The sequence below is a fragment of the Bradyrhizobium iriomotense genome, assembly GCF_018129405.1.
GTDB classification, from domain to species: Bacteria; Pseudomonadota; Alphaproteobacteria; order Rhizobiales; family Xanthobacteraceae; genus Bradyrhizobium; species Bradyrhizobium iriomotense_B.
The window spans coordinates 30843-49973 of sequence record NZ_JAFCLP010000029.1 but is presented as its reverse complement, the minus strand read 5'-3'; the positions used below and the strand labels follow the sequence as shown (position 1 = coordinate 49973).

The window sequence follows — 19131 nt, the reverse complement described above, 5'->3', positions numbered from 1 at the left end:
CGCCCGCAGCCTCGGCTTCCACGCAAGTCCAGTTGCCACGACGCGCGACGCCCTTTATCAAAACAGATGCGAGCGAATAGGGCCGGCTGGACGGGTTGGCTGCATCTTTCGGACGTTGCATGCGGTTTACCTCCCTGGTCATCGAGCTCATTCGCGCCCGGCCGCGGCTGATCGTGTGGATCGCCGTGCTGCTGCAGGCCGCGATGTGGCTGTTCGTGGCCTTGGTGTTTTATCGCAGCCCGCCCGGCACGCTGGCGACGCTGCTGGCGTTCGGCAGGGAATACCAGGTCGGCACCGATCTCGGCCCGCCCTTGCCGGTCTGGCTCGCCGACATCGCCTATCGCTTCGCCGGCGGCCACATGTTCGGCGTCTATGTGCTCGCCGAGCTCTGCGAGATCGCGACCTTCATCGCGCTCTATCATCTCTCCCGCGCCGTGGTCGGCTCGCAGCAGGCGGTGCTCGCCGTGCTCCTGACCATGACGGTGCTGGCCTTCTCCTCGCCCGCGCTCGATTTCGGCCCGCTGGTGCTGGCCCGCCCCCTCTGGGCGCTGCTGCTGCTGCACTCCTGGCAGATCATCGGCCAGCGCCGCGGCAATGCCTGGTTCGCCTGGTCGATCGAGGCGGGTCTCCTGCTGCTGACGACGCCTGCTGCGGTCTTCCTGCTGCTCCTGCTCGTCGTCTTCGCGGTCTCGACCGCCGGCGGCCGCCGCACGCTGCGCGCGCTCGATCCGCTGTTCGCGCTGATCGTCGTCGCCGTGCTAGCGCTGCCCTATGCCGTCTGGCTGATGCGGGCCGAGACGCTGGTGCTGCCGGCGCTGCCGCAGATTGCCGAGCTGAGCGCCCGTGCGATCCACGCAGCCTGGCTGCTCGGCGGGCTCGTGCTCGGGGCGGCCGCGATCCCGGCGCTGACCTTCCTCAACACCCGCCTGTTCGTCGCCAAGGGCGAGGAGGCGCCGATCATCTACCGCCCTCCGGTCGAGCCGCTCGCGCGCAACTTCGTCTATTTCTTTGCGCTCGCGCCGGCGCTCGGCGCGGTGCTGATCTCGGCCGTGCTCGGGCTCGACTCCGTCGTCGGCGGCGCCGGTGTCGTGCTGGTCATGTCGGGGCTTGCCGTGGTCGTCGCCGCCGGCGACCTGATCGCGATGCGCCGTGCGCGGATGCTGCGCATGGTATGGGCTGCCGCCGTCGTCGCGCCCGCCGCCGGCGTGGTGCTTGCCGTGTTGTTCCTGCCCTGGACCGGCGCCAATGAGATTGCGACCTCGATGCCGGCGCGCGCGATCTCGGATTTCTTCGACGAGAGCTTCGCCCGCCGCACCAACCATCGCCTGCGCGCGGTTGCCGGCGAGACCCAGCTCGCCAGCCTGATCACGCTGCATTCCGGCCGGCCGCATCTCTTCATCGACGCCGAGCCCGCGCGTACGCCGTGGATCAATCAGGCCAAGTTCAGCGAGACCGGCGGCGTCGTGGTCTGGCGCGCCTCCGACACCGCCGGCACCCCGCCGCCCGAGATTCTCAAGCGCTTCCCCGGCATCGTGCCGGAAGTGCCGCGCGCCTTCGAATGGCTCGTAAATGGCCGCCAGCAGCTGCTGCGCATCGGCTGGGCCATCGTGCGGCCGAAGGGGAGCTAACGCGCTCTCTCCGTCGTCATTGCGAGGAGCTCTTGCGACGAAGCAATCCAGGATCTTTCCGCGGAGGCACTCTGGATTGCTTCGCTGCGCTCGCAATGACGGGGAGGGAGCATTCCGCCCCTTACTACCCCGCCAGCACCTTCGCGATCGCGCGCAGATCCTGCCAGGCCAGCCGCTTGTAGGACGGCGAGCGCAGCAGATAGGCCGGATGGAACGTCGGCAGCGCGCGGATGGTGCGCTGGCCGGTGTCGTAGTCGAACCAGCGTCCGCGGGTGCGCATGATGCCTTCGCGCGTCGACAGCAGCGTCTGCGTCGAGGGATTGCCGAGCGTCACCAGCACATCCGGGTTTACCAGCTCGATCTGGCGCTGGATGAAGGGCAGGCACACTTGCGTCTCCTGCGGCGTCGGCGTGCGGTTGCCGGGAGGCCGCCAGGGAATGACGTTGGCGATGTAGGCCGTGGTGCGGTTGAGCCCGATCGCCCCGATCATGAGATCGAGCAGCTTGCCGCTGCGCCCGACAAAGGGCAGTCCCTCGATGTCCTCATCGCGGCCCGGCGCCTCGCCGACGAACATGATGCGCGCCTGCGGGTTGCCGTCGGCGAACACCAGCCGCGTCGCCGTATGCTTCAACGCGCAGCCCTCGAAATTCTGCATCAGCTCGCGCAACGCCTCCAGCGTCGGCGCGGTGCGCGCAGCCTCACGCGCCGAAGCGATGGCGACGTCCGGTGCAGGCGCGGCCTCGCCACGCATCACCGCGGGCGCCGCAACCGGCCGCGGCGCCTCGACCGGCGCCGCGCGCGGGCTAGGTGGTGGCGCATCGATTTCCGCCAGGCGGTCTATCGGTTCCTCCGCGAGCGCGCAGTCGACTCCGGCCTCCAGATAGAAGGCAAGCAGCTCGCGGACGGTGGGTGCGGGTTCGGGTATCATGGGAAAGTCTGACTTTTATATCAGTTTGGGGCGCCTTGCATCCGGGCGGAATGCGATTCCGAGGTTGTCCTACCCGGAAAAATCGGAAACAAGGGGGCGCAAACGACCGAGGACCGTCTCAAGGGCTGAGATCAGATGAGCACCGAAGAACTTCCCCCGCGCGAATCCATGGAATTCGACGTCGTCATCGTCGGCGCCGGCCCGTCGGGCCTGTCGGCCGCGATCCGGCTGAAGCAGCTCAACGCCGATCTCAACGTCGTCGTGGTGGAGAAGGGCTCCGAGGTCGGCGCGCATATTCTTTCGGGCGCGGTGATCGACCCGGCCGGGCTCGACAAGCTCATCCCGGACTGGCGCGAGGATGCCGACTGCCCGCTGAAGACGCAGGTGAAGGACGACCGCTTCTACTGGATGACGGGCGGCGGCGCGATCAAGCTGCCGAACTTCATGATGCCGCCGCTGATGGACAACCATCATTGCTATATCGGCTCGCTCGGCAATGTCTGCCGCTGGCTGGCGCGCAGGGCGGAAGCGCTCGGCGTTGAGATCTATCCGGGCTTCGCCGCGGCCGAGGTGCTCTATGACGAGGAAGGCAAGGTCAAGGGCATCGCCACCGGCGACATGGGCATCGGCCGTGACGGCAAGCCGAAGGATTCCTTCACCCGCGGCATGGAATTGCTCGGCAAGTACACACTGTTCGCCGAAGGCGCGCGCGGCAGCCTGACCAAGCTGCTCATCAACAAGTTCGCGCTCGATGCCAAGAGCGAGCCGCCGAAGTTCGGCATCGGGCTCAAGGAAGTCTGGCAGATCGAGCCCGCAAAACATCAGAAGGGTCTGATCCAGCATTCGTTCGGCTGGCCGCTCGACCTGAAGACCGGCGGCGGCTCGTTCCTCTATCACTACGACGACAACCTCGTCGCCGTCGGCTTCGTCGTGCATCTCAACTACGACGATCCGTATCTGTCGCCGTTCGACGAGTTCCAGCGCTTCAAGACGCACCCCTCGATCCGCGGCACCTTCGAAGGCGCCAAGCGGCTCGCTTACGGCGCGCGCGCGATCACCGAGGGCGGCTACCAGTCGGTGCCGAAGCTCAGCTTCCCCGGCGGCGCGCTGATCGGCTGCGCCGCGGGCTTCGTCAACGTGCCGCGCATCAAGGGCGTGCACAATGCGATGAGCACCGGCATGCTGGCGGCCGAACATGTTGCGGCCGCGCTCGCCGCCGACCGCGCCAACGACGAACTCGTCGAGTACGAGAACGCCTGGCGCTCCTCGTCGGTCGGCAAGGATCTGTTCCTGGTCCGCAACGTCAAGCCGCTGTGGTCGAAGTTCGGCACCGTGCTCGGCGTCGCGCTCGGCGGCTTCGACATGTGGTGCAACACGCTGTTCGGCGCCTCGCTGTTCGGCACCCAGTCGCACGGCAAGCCCGACCGCGCCACGCTCGATCCGGCCCGGCAGCACGCCCCGAAGAACTATCCGAAGCCGGACGGCAAGATCTCCTTCGACAAGCTGTCATCGGTGTTCCTGTCCAACACCAATCATGAGGAGGACCAGCCGGTCCATCTCAAGGTCACGGACATGAATCTGCAGAAGACGTCCGAGCACGACGTTTTCGCCGGTCCCTCGAATCGCTATTGTCCGGCGGGCGTCTATGAGTGGATCGAGGAGGGTGCGGGCCCGCGCTTCCAGATCAATGCCCAGAATTGCGTCCACTGCAAAACCTGCGACGTGAAGGACCCCAACGGCAACATCACCTGGGTTCCGCCGGAAGGTGGTGGCGGCCCGAACTACGAGGCGATGTAAGAGCGGGTGGAGCCAGGGCGGACGAGGTCAAGGCGTGGCCTGGCGCACGTTCGCGTGAGAACCGGGCCGCGGCTACCTGTCGCGGTCACGATAAGGCCATAGTAGCGGCGTCTTGGGGCGTTCTTGACCGGTCAGTTGGCCGATTTGGGGCGTGCGGAGGGGATCGCCCGGTCCGAATCCTTGCGGTGAACCGCCAAAAGCGGCATTGTCGGCCCGACGGTTCCGGGTCCCGATGCCACTGGCCGCGTTCGCATGCGAGACGGCCTTCTGCTGCAAACCCAGGCACTACCAACTCAAGGCGAGCCCTGATGTTCTCAAATCGTTTCAACCGCTGGACTGTTGCCGCCATCGCCCTTCTGGGCACAGCGATCGCGGTGGTCCCCGGCGCGGTCCTGGCGCAGACGCCGGATCACCCGGCTGATACGGCGGCGCAGTTTCCGACCCGGAACGATCTGAAATCGCTCACCACCTCCGGCAGCTATCTTGCCGCCCGCCACGCCAGCGTCGAGCGCGATGCGGCCTCGGCCGCCGCCTTCTACCGCTCGGCGCTGCGCTCCGATCCCAAGAACAACGAATTGCTCGACCGCGCCTTCATCTCCTCAGTCGCCGACGGCGACATCGATGAGGCGGTCAAGCTCGCCGAGCGTATCCTCACCATCGACAAGACTAACCGCGTCGCGCGTCTCGTCGTCGGCGTGCACGATCTGAAGCTGAAGAAGTACGCGACCGCACAGAGCAACATCAACCAGTCGATCCGCGGTCCCATCACCGATCTCGTCGCCACGCTGCTGTCGGGCTGGGCCGCCTACGGCGCCGGCGATGCCAAGGGCGGCGTCGCCACCATCGACAAGCTCGCAGGTCCCGAGTGGTATCCGCTGTTCAAGGATCTCCACGCCGGCATGATCCTGGAACTCGCCGGCAAGGAGAAGGATGCCGGCACGCGCTTCGAGCGCGCTTACAAGCTCGACGATTCCATGCTGCGTGTCACTGAGGCCTATGCGCGCTGGTTGTCGCGCAACAAGGATTCGGCTGCGGCGACCACGGTGTACCAGGCTTTCGACAAGAAGCTCGCCCGCCATCCGCTGATCGTGGAAGGTTTGCGCGATACCAAGGCCGGCAAGAAGCTGCCGCCGCTGGTCGATTCCGCGCAGGCCGGCGCTGCCGAAGCGCTCTACGGCATCGGCGCCACGCTGACCCGCCGCGGCGGCGAGGACCTGGCGCTGGTCTATCTCCAGCTCTCGCTCTACCTGCAGCCCAGCCATCCCCTCGCGCTGCTCTCGCTCGCCGATCTCTATGAATCAGTGAAGCGGCCGCAGATGGCGATCAAGGTCTACGAGCGCGTGCCCTCGAGCTCGCCGCTGAAGCGCAACGCACAGATCCAGCTCGCCATCGACCTCGATTCGGCCGACCGCACCGACGAGGCGATCAAGATCCTCAAGGGCGTCACGACGGAGGATGCCAAGGATCTCGAGGCCATCATGGCGCTCGGCAATATCGAGCGCGGCCGCAAGCGGTTTGGCGACTGCGGCGCGACCTATTCGCAGGGCATCGAGGTGCTGACGCCCGGCGCCGACAAGGCCAACAGCGTCTGGTACTATTATCGCGGCATCTGCGAGGAGCGCTCCAAGCAGTGGGCCAAGGCCGAAGCCGACATGAAGAAGGCGCTCGAGCTGCAGCCCGACCAGCCGCATGTCCTCAACTATCTCGGTTATTCCTGGATCGACCAGGGCGTGAACCTCGACGAGGGCATGAAGATGATCAAGCGCGCCGTCGAGCAGCGTCCCGACGACGGCTACATCGTCGATTCCCTCGGCTGGGCCTATTACCGCATCGGCAACTACGAAGAGGCGGTGAAGAACCTCGAGCGCGCGATCGATCTCAAGCCGGAAGATCCCACCATCAACGACCACCTCGGCGATGCCTATTGGCGCGTCGGCCGCACGCTGGAAGCCAAATTCCAGTGGTCGCACGCGCGCGATCTCAAGCCCGAGCCGGATGACCTTCCGAAGATCGAGGCCAAGATCGCCAACGGTTTGACCGAGGACAATTCCAACTCTTCGGCGGCGCAGGCCGAGAAGAAGAAGGACGACGGCAAGGGCGGCTAAGAGTGGGTTTGGGGGCTGATCGCCGATGTCGGCGTTGATTGAAGAAGGGCGGGCGAAGGTCAATTTGAGCCTTCGCGTCGTCGGCCGCCGTGCGGACGGCTATCATGATCTCGAAAGCGTGGTCGCGTTCGCCGATTGCGCCGACCGGCTCACGCTGGAGCCGGGCGCCGAGCTGAAGCTCACGACCACCGGGCCGCTGGCCGCAGCCTGCGGCGAGACCTCCGACAATCTCGTGTTCAAGGCGGCCAAGCTTCTGGCCGAGGCCGTGCCGGGCCTGAAGCTCGGCGCTTTCGCGCTCGACAAGGTACTTCCTGTGGCCGCCGGAATCGGTGGCGGCTCGGCAGACGCTGCGGCGGCACTGCGCCTCCTGGCGCGCCTCAACAATCTGTCGCTCGACGATCCCCGTTTGCAGAAGGTTGCGCTTGCGACCGGTGCCGACGTGCCGGTGTGTCTGTTCTCGCGCGCCTGCGACATGACCGGCGTCGGCGAGCAGCTGCTGCCGCTCGCGTTGCCGAGCATGCCCTGCGTGATGGTCAATCCGCGCGTGCCTGTTGCCACCAAGGACGTGTTCCAGGCGCTGGGCCTGCGCAACGGCGAGCTCCTGGTTGGCGCCACCTCGGTCCTCGAAGCTCCGGCCTGGCCGGAGGAGGGGGCTTCGATCGCCGATTGGGTCGAGGTTCTCGAAACCGTCGCCAACGATCTCGAGGCGCCCGCGCTGCGGATCGAGCCTGTGATCGGCCAGGTGCTGGACGCCTTGCGTTCTTCGGCCGGCGTCAAGCTCGCCCGCATGTCCGGCTCGGGAGCGACGTGCTTTGCGATCTACGGCGCGTCCACTGATGCCCATGCCGCCGCCGAGAAGATCCGGCGCGATCACCCCGGCTGGTGGGTGCATGCGGGGACGTTGAGCTAGCTATCCCCCGGCGACAGTGCCGTAGCCCGGATGAGCAAAGCGATATCCGGGACTCTTTTTCACGGCTTCCCGCATGTCGCTGCGCTCATGCAGGCTACAAGTCTGAGCTAGCCGCTGCTTTCGTCTGCCAATCCCAAAAACCGCCGGATCGCACCCAGCACCTCCCGCGGCTTGTCGTGCTGCAGCCAATGTCCGGCCCCGGCAATGGTCTCGACGCGCGCCTGCGGGAAGTAGCGCTCCAGGCCTGCGGCGCTCGCGCCGGCCAGAAAGCTTTCGCCGGCATTGAGCAGCAGCGTCGGGCAGGCGATGCGCGACCACAATGCGACATGATCATCCGGCCAGAGCCGGTGCGGCGCACTGGCGCGCTGATAGGGATCGAACTTCCAGCTAAAGGTGCCGTCCTCGTTCTGTCGCGCGCCGTGCGTGGCAAGATGCAGCGCGAGGTCGCGGGCGAGGCGCTTGTTGTGCAGCACCATCTGTGCGGCCGCATCCTCGAGGGTCGCATAGCGACGCGGCGTGCGGTCGTGCAGCTTGTCGAGCTGGCTGACCCATTTGCCGATGCGCTCGTGCACGGGAGGCTTCGGCGTGTCGGGCAGCATGGTCACGCCGTCGAGCACCACCAGCTTGGTGACCTGCTCCGGGAACGATCCCGAAAAGATCAGGCTGACCATGCCGCCCATGGAATGGCCGATGAGCGTGACTTGAGGCGCGGCGATGTTGCGGACGAGCTGGACGAGATCGTAGACATACTCGGTCAGCGCGTAGCTGCCGCCTTTCGTCCAGTCGGAATCGCCGTGACCGCGCAAATCGGGCGCGATCACGTGAAAATGCGGTTGCAGCGAGCGCGCGATGACGTCCCAGCTGCGGCAATGATCACGACCGCCGTGCACCAGGATGGCGACGGGCGCGCCCTCGTTGCCCCAGTCGGCATAGTGCAGCCGCAGGCCGTGGGATTCATAGAAGCGGTCTTGCGGGGCGCTATCCATTGGCCGGCCGCCGCGCCAGCGCGAGCGAGAGGCCGAGGCCCGCGATGAAGACGCCGGAGCCCTGCGTGAGGCGCCGCATCAATTGCGGCCGTCCGATCAGCTGCGTGCGTGTCGCGGAGGCCATCAGCACCACGACGACATCGGCGAGCGTGTTCAGCGTCACCGAGATCGCGCCCAGCATGATGAATTGCAGCGTCGGGTTCGATCCCGCGGGATCGAGGAACTGCGGAATGAAGGCGAGGAAGAACGCGGCGGTCTTCGGGTTCAGCGCCTCGACCAGCACACCGTCGCGAAATGCACGCTTGTCGCCGACGGCTTCGCTCTCCAGCAACTGCGCGCGGCCGGCGCCGCGAAATGTCTTGATGCCGAGCCAGACCAGATAGAGCGCGCCGACAAATTTGACCGCGGTGAACAGTTCCGCGCTGGTCAGGATGATCGCGGAAATACCGAGACTGCCGGCCACGACATGGACCATCCCGCCCAGCGCCGTGCCCGCGGTCGAGGCAAAGCCGCTCGCGCGTCCTTCCGACAGGGTTCGTGCCGCGACGTAAAAAATACCGGGGCCTGGAATTGCCGCAATGAGGAATGCTGCGCCCAGGAACAGCCAGAAATGGGTTTCGGTCATCCTATTTTCGTAGCGCAGGCTGCCGCGAATGCAAGGTCCCTCGTTCAGCCCATCCGGCGGAAGATCACGCTGGCATTCACCCCGCCGAAGCCGAATCCGTTGGAGATGGCGTTCTGCATCGGCATCGGCCGTGCGCTGCCCGAGACGATGTCGATGCCCTCAGCGCTCGTGTCGGGATTTTCGAGATTGAGGGTTGGCGGTGCCATCTGGTCACGCAAGGCGAGCACGGTGAAGATCGCTTCCAGCCCGCCGGCGGCGCCGAGCAGATGGCCGGTGGCCGATTTGGTCGCGCTCACGGCAATGCCCCGGTTACGGCCGAACAGCGTGGCGATTGCGCCAAGCTCGCTCTCATCGCCGGCCGGCGTCGACGTCGCATGCGCGTTGAGGTGCTGCAGATCTGCGGGCGCAAGGTTCGCCTGCCGGAGCGCGATCTCCATGGCGCGGCGGGCGCCGTCGCCATCGGGCGGACCCGACGTCATGTGGTAGGCGTCCGCCGTCGTGCCATAGCCGACGACCTCCGCGATCGGTGTCGCGCCGCGGGCAAGCGCATGCTCCAGCTCCTCGATCACCAGGATGCCGGCGCCTTCGCCCATGACAAAACCGTCGCGGTCGCGATCGAACGGGCGCGAGGCGCGCGCAGGTTCGTCGTTGAAGCCGCTCGATAGTGCGCGTGCCGCGGCAAAGCCGCCGAGGCTGACGATATCGATGCAGGCCTCCGCGCCGCCGCAGATCGCGATGTCGGCTTCGCCCGCGCGGATCATGCGCGCGGCATCGCCGATCGCCTGAACGCCAGCCGCGCACGCGGTGACGGGCGTGCCCAGCGGTCCCTTGTAGCCGTATTTGATCGAGACGTGGCCGGCGGCGAGATTGGCCAGGAACGACGGGATCGTGAACGGCGACAGCCGGCGCGCGCCGCGCTGCTCGGTGATGCGCACGGCTTCCGCCATCGCCGGAAAGCCGCCGACACCGGAGGCGATGATCGTCGCTGTGCGTTCCAGCGCGCTTTCATCCTGCGGCGTCCATTTGGCCTGCGCGACCGCTTCTGCGGTGGCGAGCAGCGCGAACAGGATGAAGCGGTCCATCTTGCGCTGATCTTTGGGGGCGGCGGCCTGCGCGGGATCGAAGCCGCCCTCGGCACCATCGGCCTTGTCGGGCACGAGTCCAGCGATGCGCGCCGGCAATGCCTGCGCCCATTCGGGCAGAGGCCGCAGCCCGCTTTGGCCGGCGAGCAGCCGGCGCCAGGACAGTTCGACACCGCAGCCGAGCGGCGACACCGCGCCCATTCCCGTCACGACGATACGACGCATGTCAGTCTCCAGCCGGCGCAACGGCCGGGTTCATGGCCTTGAGTGAAGCAAGCCGCTTGCGCATGCCACGGCTGGCGCGCGGACCTGCAATGACGACGGCATTGGCGAGCGTGATTGGATGCATGCTGGCGGCATCGACCATGACGGGGTCGAGCGGGCGGACATCGTCACGGCTCGCCAGCACGATGGCTTCACCTTTAGGGGCGAGATGCTTGTTGCCCCAGGCCAGCAGCGCCGCGACCACGGGGAAGAAATCCCGCGCCTTGTCGGTCAGCACATATTCGTAGCGTGGCGGCCGCTCTTGATAGCGGCGACGGACGAACATGCCGCTCTCGGTGAGATGGGCGAGGCGTCGCGACAGGATGTTCGGCGCAATGCCGAGGCTTTTCGAAAACTCGTCGAACTTCGTCGCCCCCTGGAACGCATCCCGCAGGATCAAAATGCTCCACCATTCGCCGACCGTCTCCACGGCGCGGCCGACCGGGCATTCCAGGATCGAGGGGGATTTGGGCTGCATGGCGGGAAGGTAGGGGAGTTACTTGCAAAATGCAAGTTACTAGGCAAGCAGCTCCAGAACGAGGGCAGCTGAGTGCCACGTGATGGTGAGAATTGTGACTACGAGCTTGAATGTGAATTGGAGAATGGCACTTGCGCACCTTGCTCCGTCATTGCGAGCGCAGCGAAGCAATCCAGACTGGTTCCGTGGAGAGATTCTGGATTGCTTCGCTGCGCTCGCAATGACGGTGGGTGGTGCAGCGCGCACAAATCTATCACCGTCACCCTGAGGCGCTCGCCTCTTCGGCGAGCCTCGAAGGGCGACGGCCCGGCTGCATCGGGGCCGTGCATCCTTCGAGGCTCCCCGCGCGATGCTGTGCATCGCGCGCCTCGCGCCTCAGGATGATGGGACTAGTAGTAGTGCGGAATCAGAGAGAGTCAGCCGCGCCTAATGCGATCGTGCCAGGCAGAACGCCACGACCTGCTCCAGCGCGCTCTTCATCGGCGAGGGCGGGAACAGGGCCAGCGCATCGACCGCCATGGCGCCGTAGTGCTGGGCGCGGCTCAGCGTGTCCTCGAGCGCGCGGTGCTTGTTCATCAGGCCGATGGCGTGATCGAGATCGCTGTCGCCGATCTCTCCGCGCTCCAGCGCCCGAATCCAGAACGCGCGCTCGGTGTCGTTGCCGCGGCGGAAGGCGAGCACGACGGGCAGCGTGATCTTGCCCTCGCGGAAATCGTCGCCGGTGTTCTTGCCGAGCTTTGCGCTCTTGCCGCCATAGTCGAGCACGTCGTCGACGAGCTGGAAGGCGATGCCGAGATTCATGCCGACCGAGCGGCAGGCGGTCTGCTCCGCCTTCGGACGGTTGGCGATGACGGGGCCGACCTCGCAGGCGGCTGCGAACAGCTCGGCGGTCTTGCCGCGGATCACGGCGAGATATTCGTCCTCGGTGGTTGCGGTGTTCTTGGCAGCAGCAAGCTGCATCACCTCGCCCTCGGCGATGGTGGCGGCGGCCGCGGAGAGGATGTCGAGGGCGCGCAGCGAGCCGACCTCGACCATCATGCGGAAGGCTTGTCCCAGCAGGAAGTCGCCGACGAGCACGCTCGCCTCATTGCCCCAGAGCATGCGCGCCGAGAGCTTGCCGCGGCGCATCTCGCTCTCGTCGACGACGTCGTCGTGGAGCAGGGTCGCGGTGTGCATGAACTCGACGGACGCGGCGAGCTTGATGTGGCCGTCGCCGGTGTAGCCGGCGAGGTTGGCCATGGCGAGCGTCAGCATCGGCCGCAGCCGCTTGCCGCCGGAGGAGATCAGGTGATTGGCGACTTCCGGGATCATGGTCACGTCCGAGCCGGTCCGCGACAGGATCGTGGCGTTGACGCGCTCCATATCAGGGGCGACAAGGGCAACCAGCTCTTCGATCGACGCGCCGGGAGTTTCGAAAGGTACGATGACGGCCACGCCGGTCTCCAATATTTGCCCCGGAGGGGCTATTCTGATGGAAATACAATAGAAACTGGCGGCGGATGCGGCAAGGCCTGCGGAACCATTGACATTTGCCGCTTTAGCCCCCCTTGGGCAGGAGACCTCAGTTTTGCGTGAACTGGTTCGGACCAACGACATGGTGCTGGTGTCGGCGATCGGCGCGCTGCTCGACGGCGCCAATATCCATCATCTGGTGCTGGACCAGAACATGAGCATCATCGAGGGCTCGCTCGGCATTTTGCCGCGGCGGATCCTGGTCCATGAGGACGACGCCCTCGAGGCCCGGCAGCTCCTGACTGACGCCGGCCTCAGCCACGAACTGCGCGGCGATGATTGAGGCCGCAGCCGATATCACCGAGGACGCCTTTCTCGGCGGGCAGTTGCTCCTGAAGCAGAAGCGGTCCGGCCATCGCGCCGGGCATGACGCCATCCTGCTGGCGGCGGCGACGCAAGCCCAGGCGGGTGACCGCGTGGTCGACCTCGGCGCCGGCATCGGCACGGCGGGACTCGCGCTCGCCCGCCGCGTCGCGGGCATCAGCCTCAGCATGGTCGAGATCGATCCGGAACTGGCGGGGCTCGCGCGCGCCAATGCGGCGGCGAATGCGATCGCCGCCGAGGCGATCGTGCTCGACGTCACGGCCGATGCGCCGGCGTTCGCGGCACATGGGCTGGTGCCCGACAGTGTCGACGTGGTGCTGATGAATCCCCCCTTCAACGATCCGGCACGGCATCGTGGCTCGCCGGACCCGTCCCGCCACACCGCGCACGTCGCGAGCGAGGAGACGCTGCATGCGTGGGTGCATGCAGCGCGGCGTATCCTTCGATCGAACGGCGTGCTGACTCTGATCTGGCGCGCGGACGGAATCGCTGAGGTTTTGGCAGCGCTGTCACGCGGCTTCGGCAGCCTTGTGGTTCTGCCGGTTCATGGCGAAGCGGGAAAGCCCGCGATCCGCGTGCTGGTGCGCGCAGTGAAGGGCGGCAGGGCTCCGACACGATTGCTGCCGGGCCTGATGCTTAACGAAGAGTCAAACGTGCCTAAAAAAGAGGTGAGGGATATTCTGGAGGGGAGGGCGGTGTTGCCGCTGGCGGAGCCTTGATCGCTTATTGCGGAAGCGATTCCGTCTGCTGTTCAGGCGAGGACGTAAAGCGAATCGCCGTGAAAAGCGCACCGATCAGTAGCAGCAGCAGATAGATCTTCATGGCGTTTCCTCCGCTGCCTATTGCAGCTTCCCAACGGGAATTCTGCAAAACACGTTCCAGGCACTTTCAATGACACTCGCGTGATAAGAAATGGTTAATCAGAGGTAAGGGCATGGCCGAACAATTGAACGATCGTGGGAGTTCCGGCCTGGCCGACAAGCTCATGCAATATCTGCCGGCGCGCTTCCGTCCCGGCTCGGCGGTCGTGCCGGTGGTGCGGCTGTCGGGTGTGATCGGCGCGGTGACGCCGCTGCGTCCGGGCATGTCGCTCGCAGGCGTCGCGCGCGTGCTGGAGCGGGCCTTCTCGATGCGGAATGCCAAGGCGGTGGCGCTGGTGATCAACTCGCCCGGCGGCTCGCCGGTGCAGTCGCGCCAGATCTACCTGCGCATCAAGCAGCTCGCGGCCGAGAAGAAGCTGCCCGTGCTGGTGTTCGTCGAGGACGTCGCGGCGTCCGGCGGCTACATGATCGCCTGCGCCGGCGACGAGATCTTCTGCGATCCGTCCTCGATCCTCGGCTCGATCGGCGTGGTCGGCGGCAGCTTCGGCTTCCAGGACGCGATCAAGCGGCTCGGCGTCGAGCGGCGGCTCTACACCGCCGGCACGCACAAGGCGATGCTCGATCCGTTCCTCCCCGAAAACCCCGATGACGTCGCCAAGCTGAAGGCGATCCAGCGCGAGATCCACCAGATATTCATTGCGCTGGTGAAGGAGAGCCGCGGTGCGCGGCTGAACGGCTCGGACGACACCCTGTTCACGGGCGAATACTGGGCCGGCGAGAGCTCGGTCGCGCTCGGGCTCGCCGACGGCATCGGCGATCTCCGCTCAACTCTTCGTGCCCGCTATGGCGAGAAGGTTCTCACCCCCGTGATCGCCCAGCCGACCGGCTTGCTGTCCGGCCTTCTGGGGCGGAAAGCGCCCGGCGCGGGCCAGCTTTCGGCCCTGGAATCAATGGCCGGACTGCCGGACGAGCTGATCTCGGCGGTCGAGACGCGGGCGATTTGGGCGAAATTCGGGTTCTAGGCTGCGCCCTCCCGCGCCATTTGGTCCGGCGCGAGCCAATTGCGGCGTAGCCCCGACTGCGCGACAATACGTGTGGGGGCTGAGCACTAGACAAGGATCGACAGATGCCGCCGTTCGTCGCTTTCGCGGGCGTCCTGGGCGGGCTTGCCGTGGTCCGCTGGGCCTACAAGACCGCCGTCCGGATCAACCAGGAACTGGAGGAGATGCGCCTGTCGCGCGTCGCCGAGACCGCCCATATGGGGGAAATCCAGACACTGAAGCGTGACCCCGTGACTGGAGCTTACCGGCCGGGTTAGCCGCGCCATAAACCGCTGCCGTAAGGTGGGCAAAGCGAAGCGTGCCCACCGTCAGCATCGGAAGTCCCGGAAAGATGGTGGGCACGGCGCAAGGGCGCCTTTGCCCACCTTACGGCCTCCTCCCAGGATCGGCCCGAATCCACCCCCTTTGCCTTGATTCCCATCCCCGCCGTCGATACGGTCCCGCGCGATTCAAAACCCCCCGCGAGAGCCTGATCTGACGATGGACGCCTCATTGCCCGCCCATATGCGCCCGGAACGCTCGTTCCAGGGCTTCATCCTCGCGCTCCAGCGGTTCTGGGCCGAGCAGGGCTGCGTGATCCTGCAGCCCTATGACATGGAGATGGGCGCGGGCACCTTCCATCCGGCGACCACGCTGCGCGCGCTCGGGCCAAAGCCGTGGAACGCCGCCTATGTGCAGCCCTCGCGCCGGCCCAAGGACGGCCGCTACGGCGAGAACCCGAACCGGATGCAGCACTACTACCAGTTCCAGGTGATCATGAAGCCGTCGCCGCCGAACCTTCAGGAGCTGTACCTGAAGTCGCTCGCGGCGATCGGCATCGATTCCGCCGTGCACGACATCCGCTTCGTCGAGGACGATTGGGAGAGCCCGACGCTGGGCGCCTGGGGCTTGGGGTGGGAGTGCTGGTGCGACGGCATGGAGGTGAGCCAGTTCACCTATTTCCAGCAGGTTGCCGGCTTCGAATGCGCGCCTGTCGCGGGCGAGCTCACCTACGGGCTCGAGCGTCTTGCCATGTATGTGCAGGGCGTCGACCGCGTCTACGACCTCAACTTCAACGGCCGCGAGGGCGACGCCAAGGTCACCTATGGCGATGTGTTCCTGCAGGCCGAGCGGGAATATTCGAAGCACAACTTTGAAGTTGCCGACACCGCGATGCTGTTCGAGCAGTTCAAGATGGCGGAAGCGGCCTGCAAAAAATATCTCGACGCCGGCTGGCGCGAAGGCGGCAACAGCAAGCAGCACCTGATGGCGCTGCCGGCATATGACCAGTGCATCAAGGCAAGCCATGTCTTCAATCTGCTTGATGCCCGCGGCGTGATCTCCGTGACTGAGCGGCAGAGCTACATTCTTCGTGTGCGCGAACTGGCCAAGGCTTGCGGCGAGGCCTGGATCCATACTGAAGCGGGCGGAGCGGCCTGATGCCCGATCTTTTGCTTGAACTGTTCTCGGAAGAAATTCCTGCGCGCATGCAGGCCAAGGCGGCCGACGATTTGCGCCGCATGGTCACCGACAAGCTGGTTGCCGAAGGCCTGGTCTACGAGGGCGCAAAAGCCTTCGCGACGCCGCGCCGCCTCGCGCTCACCGTCCATGGCATCCCCGCGCGCCAGCCTGATCTCAAGACCGAACGCCGCGGACCGAAGGTCGGCGCGCCCGATGCGGCCGTGCAGGGCTTTCTGAAAGCGACAGGTCTGAAGTCGCTGGACGAGGCCAAGATCCAGCGCGACCCCAAGGGTGATTTCTACATCGGCTTGATCGAGAAGCCCGGCCGCGATGCGATCGACGTGCTCGCGGAAATCCTGCCCGTCATCATCCGCACCTTCCCCTGGCCGAAATCGATGCGCTGGGGCGCGCGCTCCGGCAAGCCGGGCTCGCTGAGCTGGGTGCGTCCGCTGCACGCGATCACCGCGACCTTCGGGCTCGAGACCGAAGAGCCCGATGTCGTGAAGTTTTCGGTGGACGGTATCGAGAGCGGCCAGACCACTTACGGCCACCGCTTCATGGCGCCGTCGGCGATCTCTGTGCGCCGCTTCGAGGACTACGAGGCAAAACTGCTCGCCGCGAAGGTCGTGCTCGACCCCGAGCGCCGCAAGGACGCTATCCTCACCGACGCCAAGCAGCTCGCATTCGCGCAAGGCTTTGAGCTCGTCGAGGACCAGAACCTGCTCGACGAGGTCGCTGGCCTCGTCGAATGGCCGGTCGTGCTGATGGGCTCGTTCGAACAGGAATTCCTGGCGACTCCAGGGGAAGTGATCCGCGCCACCATCCGCAACAACCAGAAGTGTTTTGTGGTCAGCGATCCCAAGAGCACTGACAAGACGGGCAAGCTTGCCAACAAGTTCATCCTGGTCGCCAACATCGAGGCGACCGATGGCGGCAAGACCATCATCGCCGGCAACGAGCGCGTCATCCGCGCGCGGCTGAGCGATGCGAAATTCTTCTACGAGACGGACCTCAAGACCAAGCTCGAGGACCGGCTGCCGAAGTTCGAGCAGATCGTGTTCCACGAGAAGCTCGGCACGCAGGCTGAGCGCATCAAGCGTATCGAGCGGCTCGCCGCAGAGATCGCGCCGCTGGTCGGCGCCGATGTCGCCAAGGCGACCCGTGCCGCGCATCTGGCCAAGGCGGATTTGCTGACCGAAGTCGTCGGCGAATTCCCCGAGGTGCAGGGCCTGATGGGCAAGTACTACGCGCTGGCGCAAGGCGAGGACGCCTCCGTCGCCGCCGCCTGCGAAGAGCACTACAAGCCGCAAGGCCCCGCCGATCGCGTGCCGACGGATCCGGTCAGTGTTGCGGTGGCGCTGGCCGACAAGCTCGATACGCTCGTCGGCTTCTGGGCGATCGATGAGAAGCCGACCGGTAGCAAGGACCCGTATGCGCTGCGTCGTGCGGCGCTCGGTGTGATCCGGCTGATCGCCGAGAACGCGCTGCGTCTGTCGCTGATGAAGGTGGCGGCGTCCGCGCTCGCCGGCTTGTCGATGAAGTCTGCGGATGGGCAGAAGCTTCCGAGCGATCTGCTCGCCTTCTTCGCCGACCGCCTAAAAGTCCAGCTCCGCGAGCAGGGCGCGCGGCACGACCTCGTCGACGCCGTGTTCGCGCTCGGCGGCCAGGACGATCTCTTGCTGATCGTCCGCCGCGTCGAGGCGCTCGGCAAATTCCTCGACAGCGACGACGGCAAGAACCTGCTTGCCGGCACCAAGCGTGCCAGCAACATCCTCTCGATCGAGGAGAAGAAGGACAAGCGGACCTTCGAGGGCGCGCCCGATGCTGCGCTCTACAGCCTCGGTGAGGAGAAGGCGCTGGCGAAGGCGATCGGCGAGGTCAAGGCGGAAGCAAGCGCGGCCGTCGCCAAGGAAGACTTTGCCGCCGCCATCAGCGCGATGGCGAAATTGCGTCCGCCGGTCGATGCATTCTTCGACAAGGTCCGCGTCAACGACGACGATCCGAAGGTGCGCGAGAACCGCCTTAAGCTGCTGAATGAAATCCGCAGCGCCACGCGTGCGGTGGCGGATTTCTCGAAGATCCAGGATTGATCATTCCGTCATTCCGGGGCGGTGCGCAGCACCGAACCCGGAATCTCGAACTTCCGGGTTCGCGCTTTCGCGCGCCCCGGAATGACGATGCGATGAAGCACAAAAAAGCCCCGCCCGGCGGGGGGAGACCGGGCAGGGCCTGATGTCCGATTTAATACTGCTCGCGCCAGCCTGATTGAAGTGGCGCGCCGGACATCTAGTCGATCAGCGGCGTTCTCAAGCGAGGCAGATACCGTTCGCGTGACGAAAACGCGTCCGGACGACAGTCTAGTCCAGCACCTCGACGATGCGGCGCGAGCGCGGCTCGACCAGCACGGTCTCGCCGTTCACGACGGTGTAGCGATAGGTGGTGGCGCCGAAACGTTGCGGCACGTCATAATAGGTGATGCCGCTTTCGGGTAAGGTAGCACCCACCACCACGCGATCCGGGACACGGAAGGCTGGCACACGTTGCTCGACGACATAGTCGCGGAAGGCCGGCCGCTGTTCGACCGCAATCGTCGGGCCGCTGTCGACGACGACAGGTGCGCGCCCGACCGTGCTTTGCGCCTGCGCCGCCAGGGGCGAGCCGACCGCGGCCGCGAGCGCTGCAAGAGCAAGAATCCTGTTCCGCATGCAAAACTCCTTCGACGTGATTTTTCGGAAGCGCCAGTGGCGCGACTCGTTGCCAATGCATGCGTCTTGGCAATGTTCCGGGAAAATGCCCGCCGCATTCGCGGCAATTTCGGGCAGTTTTCGCGAATGGGGGAACTCGCATCGCGCCTTGCGCGTCTCTACTCGCGGAACCGGGACCGCTATGATCCGCCAGCGATTCGCCTCACCTCCACAGAAAGATAGTTCATGCACATCACCGTCGCCCACATTTCGCCGATCCTGTCGTTGATTGCGGGCGTGCTCATCCTGATCATGCCGCGGCTGCTCAACCTGATCGTCGCGATCTTTCTCATCATCAACGGTGCGATCGGGCTCGGGCTCCTGAAGTGGCTCCATCTCTAGGGGTTCATTTTCCGGAACTGTTCGACTTGCGCGGGCCCCTCCAAAGTGGTGTAAGGCCCGCGATTTCCCTTTCCTCTCGCAGGT

General features: G+C 65.7%; 18 protein-coding genes. 11 read left to right on the top strand and 7 right to left on the bottom strand.

The features are described 5' to 3' along the window. Window positions 1-119 precede the first annotated feature (119 nt). Window positions 120-1628 carry a glycosyltransferase family 39 protein gene (locus JQ592_RS35450; RefSeq protein WP_211407346.1) on the top strand — a complete coding sequence of 503 codons (1509 nt, stop codon included), beginning with the start codon at window positions 120-122 and terminating at the stop codon, window positions 1626-1628. A gap of 124 nt (window positions 1629-1752) precedes the next feature. On the opposite strand, the gene JQ592_RS35445 is transcribed toward JQ592_RS35450, so the two are convergent. Further along, entirely contained in the window at window positions 1753-2556 is an 804-nt protein-coding gene (locus JQ592_RS35445; protein ID WP_211407345.1) for a uracil-DNA glycosylase, read from the bottom strand. 135 nt (window positions 2557-2691) lie between these two features. On the opposite strand from JQ592_RS35445, the gene JQ592_RS35440 reads away from it, so the two are divergent. From JQ592_RS35440 to JQ592_RS35430, 3 genes are all read left to right on the top strand, one after another. Beyond that, the gene (locus JQ592_RS35440) at window positions 2692-4353 is read left to right on the top strand and encodes an electron transfer flavoprotein-ubiquinone oxidoreductase (RefSeq protein WP_211407344.1); all 1662 of its coding nucleotides are present in this window, start codon (window positions 2692-2694) and stop codon (window positions 4351-4353) included. A gap of 308 nt (window positions 4354-4661) precedes the next feature. Continuing rightward, on the top strand, window positions 4662-6458 hold the full coding sequence (locus JQ592_RS35435; protein ID WP_211407343.1) for a tetratricopeptide repeat protein: 1797 nt from the start codon (window positions 4662-4664) through the stop codon (window positions 6456-6458). A 25-nt stretch (window positions 6459-6483) separates the two neighbouring features. Continuing rightward, a complete protein-coding gene (locus JQ592_RS35430) occupies window positions 6484-7368 on the top strand; it encodes a 4-(cytidine 5'-diphospho)-2-C-methyl-D-erythritol kinase (RefSeq protein ID WP_211407342.1) in 885 nt (294 codons plus the stop codon). A gap of 107 nt (window positions 7369-7475) precedes the next feature. Here the strand turns inward: JQ592_RS35430 and JQ592_RS35425 are convergent, their stop codons facing one another. The 5 genes from JQ592_RS35425 to JQ592_RS35405 all read right to left on the bottom strand — a co-directional run bounded on the left by JQ592_RS35425 (window position 7476) and on the right by JQ592_RS35405 (window position 12237). Further along, window positions 7476-8354, bottom strand: a complete 879-nt coding sequence (locus tag JQ592_RS35425) for an alpha/beta fold hydrolase (protein ID WP_211407341.1) — start codon at window positions 8352-8354, stop codon at window positions 7476-7478. Beyond that, window positions 8347-8979: a LysE family translocator gene (locus tag JQ592_RS35420; protein ID WP_211407340.1), complete on the bottom strand. Its 633-nt coding sequence runs from the start codon at window positions 8977-8979 to the stop codon at window positions 8347-8349. Before JQ592_RS35420 ends, JQ592_RS35425 begins: the two co-directional genes overlap by 8 nt. 44 nt (window positions 8980-9023) lie before the next feature. Continuing rightward, window positions 9024-10286: a beta-ketoacyl-ACP synthase II gene (gene fabF, locus JQ592_RS35415; RefSeq protein ID WP_211407339.1), complete on the bottom strand. Its 1263-nt coding sequence runs from the start codon at window positions 10284-10286 to the stop codon at window positions 9024-9026. Window position 10287: 1 nt separating this feature from the next. Further along, window positions 10288-10803 (bottom strand): winged helix-turn-helix transcriptional regulator, encoded by a 516-nt coding sequence (locus JQ592_RS35410; RefSeq protein WP_211407338.1) that lies wholly within the window; start codon window positions 10801-10803, stop codon window positions 10288-10290. A gap of 426 nt (window positions 10804-11229) precedes the next feature. Continuing rightward, window positions 11230-12237, bottom strand: coding sequence for a polyprenyl synthetase family protein (locus JQ592_RS35405; RefSeq protein ID WP_080135719.1), 1008 nt, complete (start codon window positions 12235-12237; stop codon window positions 11230-11232). Window positions 12238-12370: 133 nt separating this feature from the next. Here JQ592_RS35405 and JQ592_RS35400 point away from each other — a divergent pair, with 133 nt between their 5' ends. From JQ592_RS35400 to glyS, 6 genes are all read left to right on the top strand, one after another. Continuing rightward, complete coding sequence (locus tag JQ592_RS35400) at window positions 12371-12598, top strand: DUF2007 domain-containing protein (RefSeq protein WP_183244346.1); 228 nt, start codon at window positions 12371-12373, stop codon at window positions 12596-12598. Further along, the gene (locus JQ592_RS35395; protein ID WP_211407337.1) at window positions 12591-13358 is read left to right on the top strand and encodes a tRNA1(Val) (adenine(37)-N6)-methyltransferase; all 768 of its coding nucleotides are present in this window, start codon (window positions 12591-12593) and stop codon (window positions 13356-13358) included. Before JQ592_RS35400 ends, JQ592_RS35395 begins: the two co-directional genes overlap by 8 nt. 215 nt (window positions 13359-13573) lie before the next feature. Next, a complete protein-coding gene (locus JQ592_RS35390; RefSeq protein ID WP_211407336.1) occupies window positions 13574-14482 on the top strand; it encodes a S49 family peptidase in 909 nt (302 codons plus the stop codon). Window positions 14483-14586: 104 nt separating this feature from the next. Further along, a complete protein-coding gene (locus JQ592_RS35385) occupies window positions 14587-14778 on the top strand; it encodes a hypothetical protein (protein ID WP_211407335.1) in 192 nt (63 codons plus the stop codon). 223 nt (window positions 14779-15001) lie between these two features. Beyond that, window positions 15002-15940, top strand: a complete 939-nt coding sequence (locus tag JQ592_RS35380; protein ID WP_211407334.1) for a glycine--tRNA ligase subunit alpha — start codon at window positions 15002-15004, stop codon at window positions 15938-15940. Continuing rightward, entirely contained in the window at window positions 15940-18051 is a 2112-nt protein-coding gene (gene glyS, locus JQ592_RS35375) for a glycine--tRNA ligase subunit beta (RefSeq protein WP_211407333.1), read from the top strand. Before JQ592_RS35380 ends, glyS begins: the two co-directional genes overlap by 1 nt. Before the next feature lie 267 nt (window positions 18052-18318). Here glyS and JQ592_RS35370 read toward each other — a convergent pair whose 3' ends face one another. Beyond that, the gene (locus tag JQ592_RS35370) at window positions 18319-18666 is read right to left on the bottom strand and encodes a DUF1236 domain-containing protein (protein ID WP_211407332.1); all 348 of its coding nucleotides are present in this window, start codon (window positions 18664-18666) and stop codon (window positions 18319-18321) included. Window positions 18667-18891: 225 nt separating this feature from the next. Between JQ592_RS35370 and JQ592_RS35365 the strand changes: the two genes are divergently transcribed. Continuing rightward, window positions 18892-19047, top strand: a complete 156-nt coding sequence (locus tag JQ592_RS35365; RefSeq protein WP_074077234.1) for a DUF3096 domain-containing protein — start codon at window positions 18892-18894, stop codon at window positions 19045-19047. The last annotated feature ends 84 nt before the right edge of the window (window positions 19048-19131 follow it).

Bases quoted from the DNA above. Each gene is read 5' to 3' on its own strand.
- JQ592_RS35395 (WP_211407337.1), top strand. From the start codon at position 12,591: ATGATTGAGGCCGCAGCCGATATCACCGAGGACGCCTTTCTCGGCGGG.
- glyS (WP_211407333.1), top strand. From the start codon at position 15,940: ATGCCCGATCTTTTGCTTGAACTGTTCTCGGAAGAAATTCCTGCGCGC.
- JQ592_RS35410 (WP_211407338.1), bottom strand. From the start codon at position 10,803: ATGCAGCCCAAATCCCCCTCGATCCTGGAATGCCCGGTCGGCCGCGCC.
- JQ592_RS35365 (WP_074077234.1), top strand. From the start codon at position 18,892: ATGCACATCACCGTCGCCCACATTTCGCCGATCCTGTCGTTGATTGCG.
- JQ592_RS35445 (WP_211407345.1), bottom strand. From the start codon at position 2,556: ATGATACCCGAACCCGCACCCACCGTCCGCGAGCTGCTTGCCTTCTAT.
- JQ592_RS35430 (WP_211407342.1), top strand. From the start codon at position 6,484: ATGTCGGCGTTGATTGAAGAAGGGCGGGCGAAGGTCAATTTGAGCCTT.
- JQ592_RS35370 (WP_211407332.1), bottom strand. From the start codon at position 18,666: ATGCGGAACAGGATTCTTGCTCTTGCAGCGCTCGCGGCCGCGGTCGGC.
- JQ592_RS35380 (WP_211407334.1), top strand. From the start codon at position 15,002: ATGGACGCCTCATTGCCCGCCCATATGCGCCCGGAACGCTCGTTCCAG.
- JQ592_RS35450 (WP_211407346.1), top strand. From the start codon at position 120: ATGCGGTTTACCTCCCTGGTCATCGAGCTCATTCGCGCCCGGCCGCGG.
- fabF (WP_211407339.1), bottom strand. From the start codon at position 10,286: ATGCGTCGTATCGTCGTGACGGGAATGGGCGCGGTGTCGCCGCTCGGC.
- JQ592_RS35425 (WP_211407341.1), bottom strand. From the start codon at position 8,354: ATGGATAGCGCCCCGCAAGACCGCTTCTATGAATCCCACGGCCTGCGG.
- JQ592_RS35385 (WP_211407335.1), top strand. From the start codon at position 14,587: ATGCCGCCGTTCGTCGCTTTCGCGGGCGTCCTGGGCGGGCTTGCCGTG.
- JQ592_RS35420 (WP_211407340.1), bottom strand. From the start codon at position 8,979: ATGACCGAAACCCATTTCTGGCTGTTCCTGGGCGCAGCATTCCTCATT.
- JQ592_RS35390 (WP_211407336.1), top strand. From the start codon at position 13,574: ATGGCCGAACAATTGAACGATCGTGGGAGTTCCGGCCTGGCCGACAAG.
- JQ592_RS35435 (WP_211407343.1), top strand. From the start codon at position 4,662: ATGTTCTCAAATCGTTTCAACCGCTGGACTGTTGCCGCCATCGCCCTT.
- JQ592_RS35440 (WP_211407344.1), top strand. From the start codon at position 2,692: ATGAGCACCGAAGAACTTCCCCCGCGCGAATCCATGGAATTCGACGTC.